This is a genomic window from Ponticaulis koreensis DSM 19734 (genome assembly GCF_000420665.1).
GTDB classification, from domain to species: domain Bacteria; phylum Pseudomonadota; class Alphaproteobacteria; order Caulobacterales; family Hyphomonadaceae; genus Ponticaulis; species Ponticaulis koreensis.
Genome location: NZ_ATVJ01000002.1, coordinates 420120 through 440950 on the forward strand (window position 1 = coordinate 420120; position 20831 = coordinate 440950).

The following is a 20831-nucleotide window of genomic DNA, read 5'->3' on the forward strand; positions in this document are numbered from 1 at the left end:
CATGGTGCGGTTGGATTAGTTTTATCTCCCGAATTTCTTCGCGACATGCGCCCTACCCCGAAACAACCTTTGTAACGTCGAACCAGGAGGGTTAGGGTTATTCACAGTCCAATTCCATCCGCAAAAATCTACTATTTTGTCTTCGAATTCGCACGACGCTACCGCAATACCGATCAATTTTCGAATGCCGCACACCAATTCCGCGGCATTGGAATGAAACTGATCTGTTAGTTTTACATTTTCTTCGACGAGAACAAGGTCGACAAAAAACTGACAGTTTTCAATGAAATCGAATGCTTCGACCTGCCCCCACTCAGACAGAAAATTGTCATTTCGAGACACATCTGCATCGACCTCAATATCCTCAAAAATTTCAGATACTTGCATTGCTACAAGCCTACTCACTTCCTCAATAGGCTTATCTGTGGCAACGAAGATTTTACAATAAAAAGGGTCAGTCATACTCAGGAGAAAATCCGTTGCGCGAAATAAGACACAACTCCGTTTGAGCTGTGACACTGAACTCGATCCCGAAATCATCCAAACTCATATTTGTATTGAGCGCCACCTGATCGGATGAAATGATCAAAATTCCACCAACGATCTCTTTGGTTTCAAAATCGATGAACACGCTCCCATAACCTGAAAATGGCTGACCATAACGGCAATAGAAATATCTGTCGGCCCGGACAGGAGAAGCGGAAACTGATCGGTTGCCAATTATATAACCGACATATCGTGCCGAAATCGACTGAAAGGGACCGTGCCTCGGAGCAACCAAATTTACTGAAGTGCTATCCCGCAAATTCAGGAGTGACAGCGCCGAAAGCAGCACCTCCTGATCATCCGCCAGCACATACTCGTCTTCCAGCTGAGCATAGGTCACTAGAGTAACCCGACTATCTGAAAAGTAAGGGTCCAGTGGTGATGCACAGGATTGGGAAGGCAGGGTGAAGCCCAGCAACATCCCGTGCGCTAGTATTGCGATAAGCTTCGTTGAAAGTTTCATCACTCTCCTTCGCGATCCCTCACAGTTCCGATGCCCGGCGACGAGAGATTAAATGTAGTTCTACATCATATCACGTAGGACTCCTATATTTCTATCATTCAAAACACCCTTCCAGAAAATCACATCCCCGACGCACTCACCAATTGCGCCGGTCGCGATACTCCCCTACACATAAGTCTAAACGCATTTAGTGGTTCGGGAGGTAACAATGAAACCATTTAATCCGGGTCGCCGCTTCTTTATGGCTGGCACCGCTGCTGTCACTGGCCTGCTAACCCTGCCGGGTCGTGGCTTCGCCGACAGCGCCCTGTTTCCGGTTGTAGAGACAGCGCAGGGCCGTCTTCGCGGCGCACACGCCGCAGGCATTACGAGCTTTAAGGGCATTCGTTATGGCGCGCCAACTTCCGGCGCGAACCGCTTTATGCCAGCGCAGCCAGTGGAACCATGGGCGGGCGTGAAAGATGCGCTTTATTTCAGCCATGCCGCGCCGCAAATGCCAAACGGTCGTGCCTTTGCCTATGGTGACCTGATCGTCTTTGATCGCCACCCATCCGGCCTTGGCGAGGATTGCCTTGCGATAAACCTCTGGACCCCCACACTCGATGCGAATGCGAAGAAGCCTGTAATCTTCGTGATCCATGGCGGCGGATATTATGGCGGGTCCGGCAACTCGTTCGGCATGGATGGCGAAGAAATGGCCCGCTATTCAGACAGCGTTGTGATTGCGGTGAACCACCGTCTCGGCGCGTTCGGCTTTGCGCATCTGGCAGAGTTCGACGACCGGTTCGCACGTTCCGGCGCTGTTGGCATGATGGATATTGTCTCCGCACTCGCCTGGGTAAAGGAGAACGTCGCCCAGTTTGGCGGCGATCCGGACCGCGTGCTTGTTTATGGACAATCCGGCGGCGGTGCGAAGACCAGCACGCTTCTGGCCATGCCGGGCGCGGAAGGCCTGATCCATCGCGCAGGCGTCATGTCCGGTTCCGCGCTGCGCTCACGCACCGCGGATGACGGCACGGCGGCGGCGGAGCGCCTTCTGCGCGAGCTGGAAATCCCGACGAATGAGCTTCATCGCCTACAGGACCTGCCATTCACACGTATTCTGGAGGCGCAGGCGACACTCGAAGCGGCAGACCGCGCGCTTGGCGAGGCCCCGACATCCTTCGCGCCGGTGATTGATGGTGAAGCTATTGTCCGTCACCCGTTCGATCCGGACGCCCCTGCTATCTCGCATAACGTACCGATGGTGATCTCAACGGCGCTGGACGAGCGGACCTACCGTATGCCGAACTTCGATTTGAGCGATGAAGGCCTTATGGCCTATGCCCGTCGCCGCGCGGGAGATCACGCGGAAGACGCCGTCGCGATGTATCGCGCGGAAGATCCGGATGCCTCGCCTCACCTGATTCAAGCGCGCATCGACACTGACCTGTCTTTCCGCCGGTCTGCTTTCCGTCAGGCCGAGCTGAAAGCCTCAGCGGGTGGTGCGCCGGTCTGGACCTATCTCTGGAAATGGCCGAGCCCAGCATTTGGTGGTCGTTACGGCGCGGTTCACGGCATTGATGTCGGTCTCAGCCTGCACTCCGTGCGCGGCGGCCTGACAGGTGCGAGCGCGGAAAGCCTTATGATGGCAGACCGTATCGCATCGAGCTGGGCAGCGTTTGCTGCGACCGGCAACCCGAACAATGATGAGGTTCCGGACTGGCCGGAGTACACTTCACCGGAGCGGGCAACCATGATCTTTGATACGGAAATGAGCGTGGAGTATGACCCGCGCGCTGAGATCAGGGAATTCTGGCAAAGCATTGAAAGCTAAGTACAAGAAAGGCGGTCAGATGGCCGCCTTTTTTATTTGTTCTCGCGAACCTCAAGGTCCGCATAGAACGGGCTCAAGGCTGCTTTTATTTGCTCTCATTATTCAATTATGCCTCACGACGCGTAGCGCCTTCGGCGGGGCGGGCTATCGCCCGAACCGTAGTCTCGGCTTGGGAACCCACAAGCAAAGCGCCGGCACAGGTGCGCTGAGCTCGCGAAGCATCAGCACCGAGCACAAAATCACGTCGTCGCGAAATGGTGGCGGATCAGCCAGATCACGCTCCAGACGAGCGCCGAGTACAGCACAAACAGGAGCGCAAAGCGGGCGGCGAAGCGCGTCACAAGCGGCTTCACATCGTCCCAGCTGGATGTCGACGCGATATCAGCGACAGCGCGGGCGACCTTCTCAACCACGTCATCGCGTTTACGGCCCGCAAGTAGCATCAGCACGCTTTCTGTGCTGTCGACAGGCTGGTCTGTGGCGCGTTCCAGGACTTTCTCGAATACCTGCGCCGAGACGGTCTCGGAGAGGATAAGCTTGGGCCGCCAACCGAACTTCTTGAACTCCCGACGCAGGAATTTGAGCGTCGGAAAAGAACGGACGGTATCGAAGGTAAAGAAGCTGACAAAGAGCAAAGCCAGTACAACCGCGGACCATTTTGATGGCAAAAGTCCCGACAGGAACAGCACAGCCACAATCAGCACAAGCAATGCTTTCGCACCCGTCGTGATGAGGAACTGGCGGAACCCGTCAGAGAAGAAGGTATGCGCCTGAATGCGCAGCTCTTCGCGCGCCTCCTCGACAGCGCGGGCAATCATTTTGTCCGTGCGTTTATCAACTTCCTTGCCGAGCGCGTTACGCACAGCCACGGCAGACGCAGAGACGCCAGCCGCAAGAGACAGGATATTTCGCAGATTCAGGATCGCCATGTGCTTTATGTCGGCCAGAGACGTGTCGAAAACAAGGCTTAAAACACAACAAAGCCCGCAACTCCTGTGAGTGCGGGCCCTGTAAGATGTGCTTTGCGCGGGCGCTTAGCCTGCGATGTCAGCCAGTGAGAAGAACTGAGCGATTTCGATCGCAGCGTTCTCAGCGCTGTCAGAACCGTGAACAGAGTTCTCGCCGATAGACTTAGCAACTTCCTTACGGATTGTGCCTTCAGCAGCTTCTGCCGGGTTTGTTGCACCCATTACTTCGCGGTAAGCCGCAACAGCGTTCTCGCCTTCGAGAACCTGAACAACAACCGGGCCAGATGTCATGAATTCAACGAGTTCGCCGTAGAATGGGCGCTCTGCGTGAACTTCGTAAAAACGCTTGGCTTGCTCTTCAGTCATCTGAATACGACGCTGGCCGATGATGCGCAGGCCAGCAGCCTCGATCATAGAGTTTACTTTACCAGTGAGGTTACGCTCAGTCGCGTCTGGCTTGATGATAGAAAAAGTACGTTCGAGAGCCATCGGAGGAATCCTTGTTATCCACCGCGTTGATCGCGGTCTTGATATTCTGGCGCCGCTATAGCTGCGTAAATGCGCACTGCCAACAGTTTGTGTGTAACTTTTCGATGACGGCGGTTTTTATCGCGTCTTGTCGATCCAGCTGCCGGTCTCAGAGAGCTGGTAATATTTGACGTTAAGCCCCGCATTTCGCGCTGCTTTGAACTGTCCGCGTGCGGTCTGAAGCGCATGCTGATCGTCGCTCTGAAAGACGACCATGATCCGCTGATACGGCTGATCAGGCGTTTCCACATCCTGACCGTTCATCAGAACGAGAATTTTAGCGTCGTTTGCATTATCAAGCGATGCAGAGAGCAGAACCGGCTGTCGGCTCGAATGCTCCCCCTCCGGCCCATGCGGCAGGAAGCTGTCATCCTTCCAGCGCCAAAGGTCTTTATCGAGCTGGGAAAGTGCGGAAACATCCGGAGACGAGACCAGCACACGCCAGTCCCGTTCCAGACCCTTCTCGAGAAGGGGCGCAAGCGCCCCGGCAATCGGTGGCCGCTCGAGTTGATAAAACCACCACTCGCACGCCATCAGATTAAGCGTTCTCGTAATTGTCTTTGATCAGACGGTCGAGGAGACGCGGGCCGAAGCCACTCGCCCAGGACGGGTCTGTCGGTGCTTTATCGACGCTCTTCCAGGCGACGCCTGCAATGTCGATATGTGCCCATGGCGTGTCATTCTGAATGAAGCGCTTCAGGAACTGCGCCGCAGTGATCGAACCGGCAGCCGGACCGCCAATATTCTTCATGTCAGCGAACTGTGACTTGAGAAGCTTGTCATAAGACGAACCCATTGGCAGACGCCAGACAGTTTCGTTCTCAGCAAGACCTGCAGCCGTCAGCTGGGAAGAGAGCTCGTCATTGTTCGAGAACAGACCTGCATTGTCGTGACCGAGCGACACGATGATCGCACCTGTCAGCGTCGCAAGGTCAATGATAGCGCGTGGCTTATAGTTCTCTTGTGCGTACCAGAGTACGTCACACAGAACGAGACGACCTTCAGCGTCAGTGTTCTGGTTTTCAATCGTCTGGCCGGACATGGATGTCACGATGTCGCCCGGACGGCTTGCATTGCCGTCTGGCATGTTCTCAACGAGGCCGACAAGACCAACAACGTTTGCTTTTGCCTTGCGAAGCGCGAGCGTTTTCATAGCGCCTACAACCGCCGCTGAACCGCCCATATCGCCCTTCATGTCCTGCATGTTCGGGCCCGGCTTCAGAGAGATACCGCCCGTGTCGAAGCAGACGCCTTTACCGACCAGTGCCAGAGGAGCTTCGTCGCCGCCGCCTTTCCACTCCATGATCGCCATTTTCGATTCGCGGACAGAACCCTGACCGACACCGAGAAGCGCGTTCATACCGAGCTTGGTCATTTCTTCTTCGCCAAGGACCGTGACCTTGATGCCGAGCTCTTCCATCTCGCGGATTCGATCAGCATAGCTTTCCGGATGAAGAACGTTCGGTGGCTCGTTCATCAGGTCGCGCGCCATTTCGGTGCCAGCGACAGCCGCTGCGAGGCCAACCCATTCAGCTTCGGCAGCTGATACGTTGTCTGTCACCAGTGTGATGGTTTCCAGAGACGGCTTCTGGTCGTCCGTCAGCTTCGTCATGTATTTGTCGAAACGGTAAGCGGCCAGACGCGCACCAGCGAGCGCGCGTGCGCTCGGCGCCTTGATGTCTGCGGATTTGTAGCCGGAATTCAGAACAGCTTTGGCTGCGTGACCGCCGAATGTCTCGAGTTCTGCATCGGTGAGTTCAGCAGTTTTTCCTGCACCGACGAGAATAACTTTCTTCGGACCTGCGTCAGAAGAGAGAAAATATTCGAATGACTGGCCAGCTTTACCGCGAAAACGACCCGCTTCGACTGCAGCCTTTACCTTGCCAGCAAGGCCTGCTTCGAGGGCATCGAGTTCAGCAGGGACATAATCTGCTTCATGAGTAAGCAGAATCGCGACGTCGCCACTATAAGTGTCTTTGATTTCAAACTTCATACTTTTGCTCCAATTGAATTCGAAGTAAGCCCTCTGGAGTGTTCCGGCAACCGCCCTTACCCTGAAACGGCATCGACAGCTGAAAAGAGACAAACGTTAGTAGGATTATGAACCGAATTCAGAAGTATATCTTTTTCAGCGTTCTTAAAGCCGTCATTACGATTGTTGGTGGTCTCGCGCTGCTGGCATTGCTGGCGCAAGGCCTGTCGCAGACTGATCTTATTGTGGATAACCGTCAGTCGGCCCTCACCTATCTTCGCGTTGTCGCTCTGGGTGCGCCTCAAATCATCGCGGTTCTTGGCCCGATCGCCCTGTTTGCGGCGGCGTTGAACGCGCTGAACCGTATTCACCGTGATAATGAAATCGTCGTTTCGCAGGCTGCAGGCATGACACGCTGGCAGATTCTATCTCCTGTCATGCGTCTCGCAGTGATGGTGACCGTTGCACATTTGTGCGTAAATCTCTTTGTCCAGCCAATGGCCCAACGCGAACTACGCCAGACAATTTCTGAGGCACGTGCAGACCTCGCCTCGTCTCTCATCCGTCCGGGTGCCTTCACCTATCCGGTCGATGGGCTGACCATTTATGTACGCGAATCATCGGGCGGCGTTTTCCGCGGGATGATGATCGCTGATACGCGTGACCCGACGAATGAGACCATCTATATCGCGCAGACCGGTAATTTTATCGAGATCGAGAATCAGCCCGCTATTCGAATGACAAGCGGCCAAATTCAGCAGGTTGATGAACTCGACCAGCTGTCGGTTCTGGTTTTCGATGATTATGTTTTCGAACTCACCGACTTCATGGCAGAAGATTCAGACCTCGTTCTGAAACCGTCAGACCGTTTCCTGCACGAGCTGTTCTTCCCTGACCTGGGTGACTTTTATCAAAACCGCGATCAGGACAATTATCTGGCAGAAGCGCATTTGCGCATCGCGTCACCGCTGCTCAACCTCGCCATGGCGATGATCGCGGTGCTGGCCGTAACCGGCGGTAATTTCAGCCGGCGTGGTTATCAGAAGCGGATCACAGTTTCAGTCGCTGGCGCACTGTTGCTGGTCATTCTGTCACTGTCTGTCCCACCGAGCGCGGCGAGTGATCCGGCATTGAACATTGTTCAGTATCTTCTTCCGCTTGGAACGACAGGTGTGCTCGCCTTTGTGTATCTGGTCGGCGGAATACCTGCACTGACCCGAAAGCTCAAAAAATCCGATGACACCCAGAATGCGGAGGCTGCGTAATCATGTTGTTTAATCGCCTCCAGTTTTATGTTTTCCGCCAGTGTGTGGCTGCCGTCCTCATGACACTGGGCGTCATTCTCGCTGCCATCCTTCTGGTCGACGTTGTGGAGCAACTTCGTACCGTAGGCGGAGATGCTGACATTTCCGTCCTTACGGCGATCTCGCTCTCGTTGATGAAACTGCCAATGCTCACCGAGCACACCATGCCTTTCATCATTCTGGTGGGCGCGATCATCGCTTATTCCCGCCTGTCGCGCCTGACTGAGCTTCCAGCCATGCGCGCAGCGGGCTTGTCAGCCTGGCGCTTTCTGACGCCAATGGCGGTTCTGGCGCTGATGCTCGGTCTTTTTGCAATATTTGTTCTGAACCCTGTCGGTGCGCATCTGAACGAACGTTTTGAGACAACGCGTGCGAGCCTGACCGGCGCGCCGGTTGAAGGCATAGCTGCAGAGCGCAATGGCGTCTGGCTGCGTCAGGGTAGCGAAACCGATCAAATCGTTATCCATGCCGACACTACGGGCACAGAAGGCATCGTTCTGAATTCTGTCGATTTGTTCGAGTTCGAACGCATTTATACGCGCGAACAAGGCACGAATGACTTCACATTCCGTCGCCGCATTTCTGCTGACACAGCGACGCTGAAAGACGGTTTCTGGGAGCTCATTAATGTAGTCGAGCAAGTGCCGGATCTGGCACCTGTGCACCGCGATGCGCTATCCATCCCGACGGATCTGGACCCTGCAAAATTGCTTGATCGGTTTGCCGCGCCGTCGACTGTCGGCTTCTGGCGACTGCCGGGCTTCATCGCTCAGACAGAACGTGCAGGCCTTGATGCGTCGCGCTACCGGATGCACTTCCAGTCGCTTCTGGCATCACCCATTCTCTACGTGGCAATGGCGTTGATTGGCGCGCTTGTCTGCCTGCGTCTTGCGCGTCTGGGCGGCACCGGCCAGCTCATCGCCTGGGGCGCTCTGGCGGCCATCATCCTTTACTTCGTCACAGAGATTACAAGCAGTCTCGGCGCGGCTGGTGCGACCTCCATGCCGGTTGCTGCTTTCACCCCTCCTCTCTTCGCTTTGTTCGCGGCACTCACTGCAATCGCCTATATGGAAGACGGTTAGTGCCTGTTGACTTCCGTCGCGCACACTTACAACTTCCGTCGCGACGGGATATTTGGATTACATAAATGAAAGTCGTTGTCGTTGAATCGCCTGCAAAGGCGAAAACCATCAACAAGTATCTGGGAAAAGACTTCAAGGTTCTGGCCAGCTATGGCCACATCCGCGATCTCCCATCCAAGGACGGATCCGTTCGTCCGGATGAGGACTTTGCGATGAGCTGGGAAGCTGATGCGAAGTCCACCAAGCGTATTCGTGAAATCGCAGACGCCGTAAAAGGCTCTGAGCAACTCATTCTCGCGACCGACCCCGATCGTGAAGGTGAAGCCATCTCCTGGCACTTGCTCGAAGCGCTGAAGAACCGCCGCGTCCTCAAAGATGTTGGCGTAAGCCGCGTCGTATTCAACGCGATCACAAAGTCTGCCGTCACCGAGGCGATGAAGAACCCGCGTGATATCGATCAGGAGCTGGTCGATGCCTATCTCGCGCGACGTGCCCTCGATTATCTCGTAGGCTTTTCTCTGTCGCCGGTCCTGTGGCGCAAGCTTCCGGGTTCCCGATCCGCTGGCCGCGTACAATCCGTTGCGCTGCGTCTGATCTGCGAACGTGAACGCGAAATCGAAATGTTCAAGCCGGAGGAATACTGGCAGGTCATGGCGGACCTGAAAGCCTCTGACGGGTCTTCCTTTGAGGCGCGCCTCGTTGAACTGAATGGCGAGAAGCTCAAAAAATTCAGCCTCGCGAACAAAGCCGATGCTGACGCGGCTCTGGAAGCTGTACGTCGTAACGGTTTCACCGTTGATGCGGTGGAAGCCAAGCCGGTCAAACGTAATCCGCCACCACCTTTTATCACCTCGACACTTCAGCAGGACGCATCGCGTCGCCTCGGCTTCTCCGCCAAACGCACCATGCAAGCCGCGCAGAAGCTCTACGAGGACGGCAAGATCACCTATATGCGTACCGATGGTGTGCAAATGGCCGAGGAAGCTTATCAGGGCTCCCGTGAAGTCATCCGCTCCAGCTATGGCGGCAAGTATCTGCCTGAGAAAGCACGTCGTTATTCTTCCAAAGCCAAGAACGCTCAGGAAGCACACGAAGCGATCCGTCCGACTGACTTCCGCCTGCATCCGGACGAGTTCCGCGGCGATGCTGATCTTGGCAAGCTCTACGGCCTGATCTGGCGCCGCGCAGTTGCTTCCCAGATGGAAGCAGCACGCTTTGAGCGTACGACGGTCGACATCACATCTGCTGATAAAACTGCGGGTCTTCGCGCGACCGGCTCCGTTCTCATGTTTGACGGCTTCCTGACGCTTTATCAGGAAGGCCGTGACGAACCAGGCGATGATGAGGACAATAGCCGCCTGCCAAAGCTCACTCAGGGCGATACGCCTGAACTGCTTGAGGCAAAATCTTCACAGCACTTCACCGAGCCGCCACCACGTTTCTCTGAAGCGTCACTGGTCAAGCGTCTGGAAGAACTGAGCATTGGTCGCCCGTCGACTTACGCGTCTATCCTCTCCGTTCTACAGGAACGCGAGTATGTCCGCCTCGACAAGAAGCGCTTCATTCCGGAAGATAAAGGTCGCCTTGTAACGGGCTTCCTTGAAAGCTTCTTCCACCGCTATGTCGAGTACGACTTTACAGCGGATCTGGAAGAAAAGCTCGACCTGGTCTCAGACGGTCAGCTCAAATGGAAAGACTTCCTCCAGAATTTCTGGAAGGACTTCCAGGCTGCGATTGGCTCGATTTCCGATCTGCGTGTCAGTGAAGTGCTCGATGCGCTGAATGAAGTGCTCGGCCCTTACGTCTTCCGTCCTGCAGAGGGCGCTGAGGAAGGCGCGAACCCGCGCGCATGCCCGAACTGCGGAGATGGCCTTCTGTCGCTGAAGCTTGGCCGTCATGGCGCGTTTGTAGGCTGCTCAAACTATCCAGAGTGCAAGTTCACACGTGCCTTCTCGGTTGATGCCGAAGAGTCACAGAACCCGATCAACCCGGACGGCAATGTGCTCGGACAGGACCCTGAAACAGGTCGCGATGTCAGCCTCAAATCAGGTCGTTTCGGCCCGTATGTGGAGCTTGAACCAGAGGACGGTGAAAAGCCGAAACGCGGCAGTATTCCGAAAGGCTGGAACGCAGAGGAACTAAACCTCGAAAAAGCGCTCATGCTTCTGTCTCTGCCCCGCGAAGTTGGCAAACACCCGGAAGACGGCGAACCGATCCTCGCAAATATTGGTCGTTACGGCCCTTATGTGCAGCACCTCAAAACCTATGCGAACCTGCCTAGCGTTGATGAAGTGTTCGAAATCGGCCTGAACCGCGCAGTCTCCGTGATTGCGGATAAGCTTGCTAATCCGGGACGTCGTGGCAATGCGCCAAAAGTTCTGAAAGACCTCGGCGCCCACCCGAAAGACGGTGATCCGATTCAGGTTCTCGAAGGACGCTATGGTCCTTATGTGAAGCATGGTAAGACCAATGCGACACTGCCAAAGGATTCCAAGCCTGAAGAGGTGACACTGGAACAGGCGGTTGAACTTATCGCCGCGAAGGCCAAATCACCTCCTAAGAAGAAAAAGGCCCCGGCGAAGAAGAAAGCCCCGGCCAAGAAAACGACAAAAGCCAAATCTGAATGACCGAAATTACACGACAGACCGTACTCGACTATCTTGCCGCCAATCCGGGCGAAACCAACAAACGAGATATTGCGAGGGGTCTGCGTGTAAACGGAGAAGCGCGGCGCGAGCTCCGGAAGATTCTTCAGGAGCTGGAGGCCGAAGGCGTAATCTCACGCGTGGGCCGTCGCGCATTCGCGCGCTCGGATGTGCCGCCTCCGACCGGCATTGTCGAATTCCTTCGCATTGACGAGCATGGCGACCTGATCGGCAAAGCGGTCGGCCAGGATGGACTGTTCGGCCCCGAGATCATCTACGCAGGCCATCGCGGCAAACGCCGTGATCCGGACCCGGGCATGCGAGATCGTGCGCTTTGCGATATTGAAGAAGGCCGCGACGGGCTCTGGCGCGCGCGCATGATCAAAAAGTTCGAAACGCGCTCTGACACTATGATCGGCGTCTTCGAGCAAATGGCGCATGGCGGCGGTCAGGTTGAAAGCACATCCCGCAAGGACAAACGCTCATTCCTCATCTTTCCGGGCGACCAGATGGATGCACGCCATGGCGACCTCGTGCGCGTGGAGCCTAAGCCTTCCCGCAACCACGGCCATGGTCCGAAGCGCGGCAAGATCGTCGAAATCCTCGGAAACGCGGACAATCCGAAGGCGGCCAGCCTCATCGCTATGGCGTCTTACGACATTCCGGACACATTCGATCCGGATGTTATAGCCGCCGCTGAGGCTGCCCAGCCTGCAGAATGCCCGCGCGAAGACCTGACGCAAATCCCACTCATCACCATCGACCCTGCGGATGCGCGCGACCATGACGACGCCGTCTTTGCGCAAGCTGATGACGACCCGAAAAATAAGGATGGCTGGAAAATTATCGTCGCGATTGCCGACGTCTCTGCCTACGTGCCGTTCAACGGTATTCTGGACAAAGAAGCCTATCGGCGTGCCAACTCGACCTATTTTCCAGACCGCGTTGCTAGCATGCTCCCGAAAGCACTGTCGGCCGGCGAATGCTCGCTGAAAGAAGGAGAGCTGCGCTGCTGTCTTGCGTTTGAGATGGTATTCTCCGCTGAAGGGACCAAACTTCGACATCGCATTATTCGCGGTATGATGCGCTCGGCTGCAGGCCTGTCCTATGAGGAAGCTCAGGCGGCGATTGATGGTGAGCCATCAGACCGCGCGGCACCGCTTCTCGAGACGGTTCTGAAGCCTCTGTGGGCCGCCTATGCCGCGCTGAAGAATAAACGCTCTGAACGCTCTCCGCTCGATCTCGATATTCCGGAACGCAAGATCGAACTGTCGCCAGACGGCGAAGTCCTCGGCGTGCGGGTGAGAGATCGCTTTGATGCGCACATGCTCATTGAAGAGATGATGATTCAGGCCAATGTCTGCGCGGCAGAAGCTCTGGAAACCAAGCGACACGAACTCATCTATCGCGTTCACGAAGAACCATCTGATGAGAAAATTCACGGTCTTTCGACCTTCCTCGAAACACTCGATCTCAACTGGTCCATGGGCGAGAAGGTCACCCCTGCCCGCTTCAACCGTCTTCTCGCGATCGCGCGCGAAACCGACCGTCATCACGAGATTTCCGAAATCGTTCTGCGCAGCCAGAGCCAGGCGATCTATTCGCCCGACAATCTCGGACACTTCGGGCTGAACCTGACGAAATATGCGCATTTCACGTCACCGATCCGCCGCTACTCAGACCTGATCGTACACCGCGCTCTCATCCGCGCTTATGGGCTTGGTCCTGATGGCCTTGATGACCAGCAGCGTGTGCGCCTGGAAGAGATTGCGGGCCATCTGGTTGACCGCGAACGTGCCAGCATGGCCGCCGAGCGTGACGCGTCAGACCGCTATCTGACAGCCTTCCTGCAGGATCGCGTCGGTGCGGAGTTCGAAGGCCGTATCACCGGTGTGGCGAAGTTCGGTCTATTCGTCCGCCTCGATGAAACTGCGGCTGACGGATTTGTGCCCGCGGCCTCTCTCGGTGACGAGTACTGGTTCTTTGATGATGGCGCCTCTGCGCTCGTCGCAGAACACTCAGCTCGTCGTTACGAGCTTGGCCAGCCAGTACGCGTAAAGCTGAAAGAAGCGAACTCTGTCGCGGCTAGTCTTGTGCTGGAAATGCTGTCTGAGCCTCGTCCAAAACGCAAAGGTGAAAAGCCACCTTCGAAACATCGCCACAAACGTGTGCTACAACATAAACGACCCGGGAAAGGCGGCCCCCGCAAAGGAGGCTTCAAAGGCAAACGCAGAAGATGACCACACAAGAAAAAGAATACGGAACCGGCGTCTTTGATAAAATGGAGGATGGAGACGTTGTAGATCGCTCTAAGCCATCTGCACGCCCCAAAGACGCAGCAACTCTCATACTGATCCGCCGCGACGGCCCGAAGCCACGCGTGCTGGTGGGCAAGCGTTCCAACAAACACGCCTTCATGCCGGACAAATTTGTATTTCCCGGTGGACGGGTTGATCCCGAAGACAGCCGCGCGCCGGCAATCTCCGAATTGCTGTCGCCTGTGGAAGCCAAGCTTCAGTTCAAAGCACGCCGTAAGCCGCGAGCTTTCGGTCTGACTGCGATTCGTGAAACCTTCGAAGAAACCGGCCTGATCATCGGCAAGTCCCTCAACGACGAAGCGCGCGCCCCAAAAAACTGGCGTCCATTCCTCGCAGAAGGCGCGCTACCCTGCATGACGAATCTCGAATTCGTCGGTCGCGCTATCACCCCGCCTTACAGGCCACGCCGATTCGATGCGCGATTCTTCATGGCGGACGCTGAAACAGCTCTGATTGACGAGCGACCGGCAGCATCCGGCGCAGAACTTGTGGATGTACGCTGGATTGATCTGGAAGATACAGGCGATATCGACCTTCCCGCCGTCACTCAGATGATGATAGACGAGGTCAAAGCCCGATTAGAGGCTCCGAAGACGCTGCATGACCCACTCTTTTTGCGGTATTCTGCAAAAGGTCACATTGTTGAGCGTATATAGGAAAAACCCCTCTTGACTTACCGGGGCAACACGGTGTTTATGCGCCCTTCGAATTCTAACTGAGGTCTGCTCTCATGGCGAAGCCAGCTACAATCAAGATCCGCCTGAACTCTACTGCAGGCACGGGTTTCTTCTATGTCACAAAGAAAAACCCTCGCAACATCACTGAAAAAATGGTGATGCGTAAGTATGATCCCGTCGTACGTAAGCACGTCGAGTTCAAAGAAGGTAAGATCAAGTAAGATCTGTCTTCTACGGACAAAACAAAAGCCGGTTGCTTTGTGCGCCGGCTTTTTTTTGTGCCTGATTTTTAGAAAATGCGAACCTAAGCGGCGCGGCTTTTCACCTGATTTCGGCCGGACTGCTTCGCTTCATACAGCGCTTCGTCCGCACGCTTGAGCAGGTCATCAATTGTGCAATCGCTGCCGTAAGACGTTGAGACGCCAAGGCTGACCGTTACATCGAGTTGGTTGCGGCCACGTTCGACAGCGAATGTCTGTGACGCCACGTGACGGCGCAGGCGCTCAGCAACAACACTCGCCATATCACCCGTCGTGTCCGGCATGATGACAACAAACTCTTCCCCGCCTTGTCGGCAGGGAATGTCAGCGGGACGCACATTCTCACGCATTCGTTCCGCAAACTCGCGAAGCACCTCATCGCCAACGTCATGACCATAAGTGTCATTGACGCTTTTAAAGTGATCGATGTCCGCAATGAAGACAGACACAGGCTCGCCGCCTGAATTTGCGCGCTGCAGAAACTGATTCAGCTGCTTGTTCATATGACGACGGTTATAAAGGCCTGTCAGCTGGTCTGTGATGGCCAGCTCCATGCTCTCATCGAGACGACGACGCACAGCATCAAGATAACGTTTCTTACGCACCTGCGTCCGCACACGTGCAGACAGCTCTTCGGTATCGATCGGGCGCATGATGATGTCACTTGCGCCAAGGTCCAGCGCGCGCAGCGCTTTGGCCTCTTCTTCGAAGTCGGCAACAATCAACACCGGCAAATCACGCGTCGCAAGCTGAGATTTGAAATGCGCACACAGACGTAGCGGATCAAAAGAATCAGATGCCAGCGACAAAACAATCAGATCGATGCCCGCCTTTTCCTTAGCCGCAAGATTGCGCGCCTCAGACCAGAGAATCGGGCGGTGCTCTTGCTTGAGCGATAATGCGATACGACGTGCCTGACGTTCATTATCATCGATGATCAGAACGCGTGCAGGCTCGATGGGCCCGCCAGGCTCTTCACCTTCAATGACGCCGATACGGCGACCATTAGCTTCTCGAGACCGCAGCTCGTCCATAACGAGTTTGAACTTGGTCAGCGCACGGATGCGGGACATCAAGGCAAAGTCATCAACCGGCTTAGTCAGAAAGTCATCCGCACCAGCCAACAGGCCTTTCAGGCGGTGATCGCGGTCGCCCAGTGCGGTGACCATAACAACCGGAATGTGTTGGGTATCCTGATCCGTTTTCAGGATCTGGCAGGCCTCGAAGCCGTCCATGACAGGCATCATCACGTCGAGCAGGATAATGTCAGGGCGCTGTTCGCGTGCCATATCAATGGCTTCCTGACCATTCGAAGCGGTGATCACCTCGAAGTATTCATGGCTCAATTTAGCCTGAAGCAGTTTTCTGTTCGCAGAGATATCGTCGACGACGAGGACCCGAGCGCTCACTGAACGGGCTCTCTTTCGGTCAGTTTCTGAACCTGATTGAGAAATGGCATCATCTGGATTGGCTTGGACATGTAAGCCTCGCATCCAGCTTCGCGAACGCGTTCTTCATCGGATCGCATGGCGAAAGCGGTAACCGCCATGACCGGAATATCAGCCAGATCGTCATCATCCTTAATCCAACGTGTCAGATCGAGGCCGGACACTTCCGGAAGGTTGATATCCATGATGATGAGAGCGGGTTTGTGTTCACGTGCAATTTCAAGGGTTTTCAGGCCATCACGGCTCTGAACCGCCTCATAACCGAACGCACCAAGCAGGTCGCAGAACAATTTCATGTTCAGCTCATTGTCCTCAACGACAAGAACTTTTTTGCGTTCAGTGACCGACATTAGCCCAGCATCTTCCTTGAGAATCGTCCCGATGAACTTTCAAGGGGACATTTAACCCGGATAGTCTTAATCCTTGTTTACAACACTTGCTGAAAGCTCGCACCGTTCTGTTAAGATGCTGACAATGGATCGTCATCATACGCCGTCCCAAGCTCCCAGATTGTGCCGGAATTGCTCGAAAATCCGGCCTTCGGGCTCCCTGTGCCCTCACTGCAGTTCAGACCACTACATTGCGCATAAAGAGATAAAAGAACTCTCAATTGCACACATAGATTGTGATGCATTTTTCGCCTCAATCGAGAAACGCGACAATCCCGATCTGCAAGGAAAACCGGTTATTGTGGGCGGTGGCAAGCGAGGTGTGGTTGCAACGTGCTGCTATATGGCTCGCCTGTTTGGTGTGCGCTCTGCCATGCCCATGTTCAAGGCGCTGAAGCTCTGCCCGAATGCCGTGGTGGTGCGTCCGGATTTCGATAAATACAAAACCGCTTCCAGAGCGATCCGTGCCAGCATGGATTCCCTGACACCGCTGGTGCAGCAGGTCTCGATTGATGAGGCTTATCTGGACCTGTCAGGCACAGAAAAGCTTCACGGCAAAGCGCCAGCCGAAATGCTGGGCGAACTTCAGAACAACATCCAGCGTGATGTCGGCATCACCGTTTCCATCGGTCTGTCTTACAACAAGTTTCTGGCCAAATCGGCGTCCGATCTCGATAAGCCAAACGGCTTTGCCATGATTGGAAAAGCCGAAGCGCGAGAATTCCTGGCGCCCCGCCCTGTCGACTTCATTCATGGTGTCGGCCCCGCCCTCGCAAGGCAGGTCAGCCAGAAGGGATACGAGACGCTGGGCGGCCTGCAAATGGCCGAACTGAAACAGCTAATCGGCCTGTTCGGGGAAACCGGTCTCTGGCTGCACGAACGCGCTAACGGTATCGATAAACGCCCTGTAGACCCACGGTCGGAACGCAAATCCGTGTCCGCCGAAACGACCTTCTTTGAAGACTGCTCTGACAAAGAACTGCTGATCGACCATCTCTGGTGGCTCTGCGAGAAAGTTGCACTACGTTCAAAGGAAATCGGGGTCGCAGGCAATGTGCTGACTCTGAAACTGAAGACGAGTGATTTCAAAACGCGTACAAGACGCATGACGCTCACACGACCGACCCAGCTTGCGCAGGTTATGTTCCGCCAGGGCCAGACACTTCTCGGCAAGGAAGTTGATGGCGCCCGCTTCCGGCTTATCGGAATTGGCATTTCCGATCTGGAGCAGGCAGGCGCAGATATGGCCGACCTGATTGACCCCGGCGCATTGAAGCGCGCGCGTGCAGAACGGGCAGCCGACATCGCAAAGACAAAATTCGGCTCAAACGCCATTTCCACTGGACGCGGCATTCGTGTACAGGCGGACAGGCAAAGCCGGAAACAATCTGATACACAAAAGACTTCGGACCAGACATCCAGACATAAGGACACCTGACATGACCCCTGAAGAAAAACTCGTAGAGCTTGGTATTCAGCTGCCGACACCTGCTGCGCCAGTGGCAAACTATGTTCCGTTCGTCATCACAGGCAAAACGCTTTTCGTGTCAGGTCAGGTCAGCATGGGCGTCAACGGCCTGGTCATGGGCCGTCTGGGTGAAGGTATGGACACAGCAGCGGGTCAGTATGCTGCGCGCCTGTGCGGTATCAATCTGCTCGCACAGTGCAAAGCAGCCGTAGGTGAGCTCTCCAACATCAAGCGCGTTGTGAAGCTTGGTGGCTTCGTGAATGCAGCGTCCTCATTCGTGGAAATTCCGCAAGTCATCAATGGCTGCTCAGACCTGATGGTTGACGTGCTCGGCGATGCTGGGCGTCACGCACGCTCGGCCGTAGCCTGCCCGACCCTGCCACTTGGCTGCGCAGTTGAAGTCGACGGCATTTTTGAAATCGCATAATGCCACTTACGTTTGATCTGCCGGCCTTTGCCTACGCCCATCGGGGGCTCTGGTCGGCTGATCTGCCTGAAAATTCTCTGGAAGCTTTCAAACGGGCGTCAGAGCATGGGTTCGGCGCCGAATGCGATGTCCATCTGTCGGCTGATGGCGTACCCATGGTCTTTCACGACTTCACGCTTGAGCGGATGACCGACACACAAGGTGCAATAACGGACGCGAGCGCAGACGAGCTTCACGCGCTACATCTGGCAGGCACTGGCCACACAATTCCGACTTTATCAGACGTGCTTTCCGCCATGGGCGATCAGCCTTTGCTGGTTGAACTCAAAGCAGACGAGACGACTGATTTGCCTGGCCTCGCAGCCGCAACCCTGATGAGCGTGGCAGAAGCGCAAGGGCCTGTGGCGATTATGAGCTTCAGCCCGTCGCTGATCAGAATCTGTAAACAGATCACATCACACATAACGCTCGGCCTTCTGGCTGATCCCCGGCGCATTGAGACGCCTGAAGGCCGCGTGGGCTTTTTCGGAATCGTAAAAGATATCCAACCGGATTATCTCGGGCCCAACGTCTCCCAGCTCACGCATTTCAGGGATAGCAATCTGCCACTCGCAAGCTGGACCGTTCGCGACGAAACGAGCCTTGAAGGATGCCGGTCACTTAATGCGGCACCGATCTTTGAAAATCTTCCGACAGACCTCGTCAGAGCGCATTTCGCTTCCTAGATTAGGTGCATGTCCGAGTTGCAGCTGAAAACCGTTTCCTCCCTGTCAGCTGTCGATCCGGCGGCATGGAATGCTGCCGCCAATCCATCGAGCGAACCCTTCGATCCGTTTCTCAGCTGGGAATTTCTCGAAGCACTGGAAAGCTGCGGCGCTGCCACCCGCGAGACAGGCTGGTCACCGCTCCATCTCATCATCGAAAATGTGGACGGCGAGCTGACGGCGGCGATGCCGCTTTATGCCAAAGCGCATTCTCAGGGCGAGTATATCTTCGACTATGCCTGGGCAGACGCCTATGAGCGTGCAGGCGGTGACTACTACCCTAAGCTGTTGAGCGCTGTACCGTTCACACCGGTTACGGGGCGGCGGCTTCTCGTACGCGATGGCGAGATCGACAAGCGCGGTCTTCAGCACGCGCTTCTGTCAGGCGCAATCCAGCTTGCGCAGAACAACGACCTCTCGTCACTGCATATCAATTTCGTCGAGCAGGATTTATACGACGATCTCGGAGAGCTCGGCCTGCTGCAGCGCACGGATAAGCAATTCCACTTCGAAAACCGTGGCTATGAGGACTTTGACGCTTTCCTGGCGGAGCTATCGTCAGCCAAGCGCAAAAACCTGCGCAAAGAGCGCAAGAAAGCTCAGCAAGGCCTGACATTCGAGTGGCTGACCGGTGACGAGATCCAACCGCATCACTGGGATGCATTCTTCGAATTCTACATGGATACCGGTAGCCGCAAATGGGGCTTTCCATACATCAACCGGGCGACATTCGACCTGATCCATGACCGGCTTCGCGAGCATGCGCTCCTGATCTTCGCCTGCGAGGACGGAAAGCCGATTGCGGGCGCGCTGAACTTCATCGGCTCTGAGACGCTATTCGGTCGCTACTGGGGACGTCTGGAAGAGCGCCCGTTTCTGCATTTCGAGGTCTGCTATTATCAGGCCATCGATTTTGCCATTGAACGCGGACTGAAACGCGTTGAAGCTGGCGCACAGGGCGGACACAAACTCGCACGCGGCTACGGCCCCGTGACGACGCATTCTGTCCACTGGATTGGACATGAAGGATTACGTCGCGCAGTCGATCAATATCTGGAACAGGAACGCTACGCCGTCGCTGACGAGAATGAATACCTCCTCGCGCGGCAGCCGTTCAAAAACAAAGGGGAAGAGACACAATGAGCCTTCACGGTGAGTACGACACAGACAATGTCTTCGCGAAAATGCTGCGCGGAGAAATCCCGTGCGTCAAAGTTTTCGAAGACGACACCGCCCTCGCCTTTATGGACATCTTCCCACAGTCCAAGGGCCATACGCTGGTCATCCCCAAGCGCGCCGAAGCCCGCAATCTCATTGAAATGCCAGGCGATCTGGTCGGGTCTTACATGCAGCGCGTTCAAAAGGTGGCTAAAGCTGTTTCAAAAGCGCTTGAGCCGGACGGCATAGTCGTCACTCAGTTCAATGGCGCGCCAGCCGGTCAGACGGTCTTCCATCTGCACTTCCACATCATCCCGCGCTATGAAGGGGACAGCCTTAAAGGGCACAGCCACGGACAACAGGCAGACATGTCTGAACTCAACGCGCTTGCCGATAAAATCAGCAGCTGCATAGAATAGGTATTTTTCTGCATTTGGATTTTGCTTTTTCCGCAAATCATCCTACCTTGAGATCTGGTTTTAACAGCAGAAAGGAGGTGATCCGATGTCTAGTGAGGTCCTGCAGGTGGTGAAAATGCTTGAGTGTGAGATCAACGTATCGGAGCAGCCTCTGGTACGTGGATAAACACCACGTCTTC

General features: G+C 55.3%; 20 protein-coding genes. 12 read left to right on the top strand and 8 right to left on the bottom strand.

Features of this window, described 5'->3' with window-relative positions:
- Positions 1-21: 21 nt before the first annotated feature.
- Both G523_RS0113815 and G523_RS0113820 read right to left on the bottom strand, forming a co-directional pair.
- The gene (locus G523_RS0113815; RefSeq protein ID WP_022695653.1) at positions 22-462 is read right to left on the bottom strand and encodes a hypothetical protein; all 441 of its coding nucleotides are present in this window, start codon (positions 460-462) and stop codon (positions 22-24) included.
- Positions 455-1009, bottom strand: a complete 555-nt coding sequence (locus G523_RS0113820) for a hypothetical protein (protein ID WP_022695654.1) — start codon at positions 1007-1009, stop codon at positions 455-457. The genes G523_RS0113815 and G523_RS0113820 overlap by 8 nt, the downstream gene beginning before the upstream one ends.
- 208 nt (positions 1010-1217) lie before the next feature.
- Here G523_RS0113820 and G523_RS0113825 point away from each other — a divergent pair, with 208 nt between their 5' ends.
- Positions 1218-2825: a carboxylesterase/lipase family protein gene (locus G523_RS0113825; protein ID WP_022695655.1), complete on the top strand. Its 1608-nt coding sequence runs from the start codon at positions 1218-1220 to the stop codon at positions 2823-2825.
- 239 nt (positions 2826-3064) lie between these two features.
- On the opposite strand, the gene G523_RS0113830 is transcribed toward G523_RS0113825, so the two are convergent.
- The 4 genes from G523_RS0113830 to G523_RS0113845 all read right to left on the bottom strand — a co-directional run bounded on the left by G523_RS0113830 (position 3065) and on the right by G523_RS0113845 (position 6314).
- Positions 3065-3754 carry a hypothetical protein gene (locus G523_RS0113830; protein WP_022695656.1) on the bottom strand — a complete coding sequence of 230 codons (690 nt, stop codon included), beginning with the start codon at positions 3752-3754 and terminating at the stop codon, positions 3065-3067.
- A gap of 105 nt (positions 3755-3859) precedes the next feature.
- Positions 3860-4282 carry a nucleoside-diphosphate kinase gene (ndk, locus tag G523_RS0113835; RefSeq protein WP_022695657.1) on the bottom strand — a complete coding sequence of 141 codons (423 nt, stop codon included), beginning with the start codon at positions 4280-4282 and terminating at the stop codon, positions 3860-3862.
- A 117-nt stretch (positions 4283-4399) separates the two neighbouring features.
- Complete coding sequence (locus G523_RS0113840; RefSeq protein ID WP_022695658.1) at positions 4400-4855, bottom strand: DNA polymerase III subunit chi; 456 nt, start codon at positions 4853-4855, stop codon at positions 4400-4402.
- Positions 4856-4859: 4 nt separating this feature from the next.
- Positions 4860-6314 (bottom strand): leucyl aminopeptidase, encoded by a 1455-nt coding sequence (locus G523_RS0113845; protein WP_027441764.1) that lies wholly within the window; start codon positions 6312-6314, stop codon positions 4860-4862.
- A gap of 107 nt (positions 6315-6421) precedes the next feature.
- Here G523_RS0113845 and G523_RS0113850 point away from each other — a divergent pair, with 107 nt between their 5' ends.
- The 6 genes from G523_RS0113850 (at position 6422) to rpmG (ending at position 14540) form a co-directional block, all read left to right on the top strand.
- Positions 6422-7558 carry an LptF/LptG family permease gene (locus G523_RS0113850; protein WP_022695660.1) on the top strand — a complete coding sequence of 379 codons (1137 nt, stop codon included), beginning with the start codon at positions 6422-6424 and terminating at the stop codon, positions 7556-7558.
- 2 nt (positions 7559-7560) lie between these two features.
- Positions 7561-8679, top strand: coding sequence for an LptF/LptG family permease (locus tag G523_RS0113855; protein ID WP_022695661.1), 1119 nt, complete (start codon positions 7561-7563; stop codon positions 8677-8679).
- A gap of 65 nt (positions 8680-8744) precedes the next feature.
- Positions 8745-11306 carry a type I DNA topoisomerase gene (topA, locus tag G523_RS0113860; RefSeq protein WP_022695662.1) on the top strand — a complete coding sequence of 854 codons (2562 nt, stop codon included), beginning with the start codon at positions 8745-8747 and terminating at the stop codon, positions 11304-11306.
- The gene (gene rnr / locus G523_RS0113865; protein WP_022695663.1) at positions 11303-13564 is read left to right on the top strand and encodes a ribonuclease R; all 2262 of its coding nucleotides are present in this window, start codon (positions 11303-11305) and stop codon (positions 13562-13564) included. The genes topA and rnr overlap by 4 nt, the downstream gene beginning before the upstream one ends.
- Positions 13561-14298, top strand: a complete 738-nt coding sequence (locus G523_RS0113870; protein WP_022695664.1) for an NUDIX hydrolase — start codon at positions 13561-13563, stop codon at positions 14296-14298. Before rnr ends, G523_RS0113870 begins: the two co-directional genes overlap by 4 nt.
- Before the next feature lie 74 nt (positions 14299-14372).
- Entirely contained in the window at positions 14373-14540 is a 168-nt protein-coding gene (gene rpmG, locus G523_RS0113875) for a 50S ribosomal protein L33 (protein WP_022695665.1), read from the top strand.
- A gap of 83 nt (positions 14541-14623) precedes the next feature.
- Here the strand turns inward: rpmG and G523_RS0113880 are convergent, their stop codons facing one another.
- Positions 14624-15988: a PleD family two-component system response regulator gene (locus G523_RS0113880; RefSeq protein ID WP_022695666.1), complete on the bottom strand. Its 1365-nt coding sequence runs from the start codon at positions 15986-15988 to the stop codon at positions 14624-14626.
- The gene (locus G523_RS0113885) at positions 15985-16377 is read right to left on the bottom strand and encodes a response regulator (protein WP_022695667.1); all 393 of its coding nucleotides are present in this window, start codon (positions 16375-16377) and stop codon (positions 15985-15987) included. Before G523_RS0113885 ends, G523_RS0113880 begins: the two co-directional genes overlap by 4 nt.
- Positions 16378-16501: 124 nt before the next feature.
- Here G523_RS0113885 and G523_RS19395 point away from each other — a divergent pair, with 124 nt between their 5' ends.
- From G523_RS19395 to G523_RS0113910, 5 genes are read left to right on the top strand one after another with little or no spacing between them, the layout of a single operon-like run.
- Positions 16502-17854: a DNA polymerase IV gene (locus G523_RS19395; protein ID WP_155802766.1), complete on the top strand. Its 1353-nt coding sequence runs from the start codon at positions 16502-16504 to the stop codon at positions 17852-17854.
- Between the two features lies 1 nt (position 17855).
- Positions 17856-18311 carry a RidA family protein gene (locus tag G523_RS0113895; RefSeq protein WP_022695669.1) on the top strand — a complete coding sequence of 152 codons (456 nt, stop codon included), beginning with the start codon at positions 17856-17858 and terminating at the stop codon, positions 18309-18311.
- Entirely contained in the window at positions 18311-19036 is a 726-nt protein-coding gene (locus tag G523_RS20435) for a glycerophosphodiester phosphodiesterase family protein (RefSeq protein WP_022695670.1), read from the top strand. Before G523_RS0113895 ends, G523_RS20435 begins: the two co-directional genes overlap by 1 nt.
- Before the next feature lie 9 nt (positions 19037-19045).
- On the top strand, positions 19046-20218 hold the full coding sequence (locus G523_RS0113905; protein ID WP_022695671.1) for a GNAT family N-acetyltransferase: 1173 nt from the start codon (positions 19046-19048) through the stop codon (positions 20216-20218).
- Positions 20215-20652 (top strand): HIT family protein, encoded by a 438-nt coding sequence (locus G523_RS0113910; RefSeq protein ID WP_022695672.1) that lies wholly within the window; start codon positions 20215-20217, stop codon positions 20650-20652. Before G523_RS0113905 ends, G523_RS0113910 begins: the two co-directional genes overlap by 4 nt.
- The last annotated feature ends 179 nt before the right edge of the window (positions 20653-20831 follow it).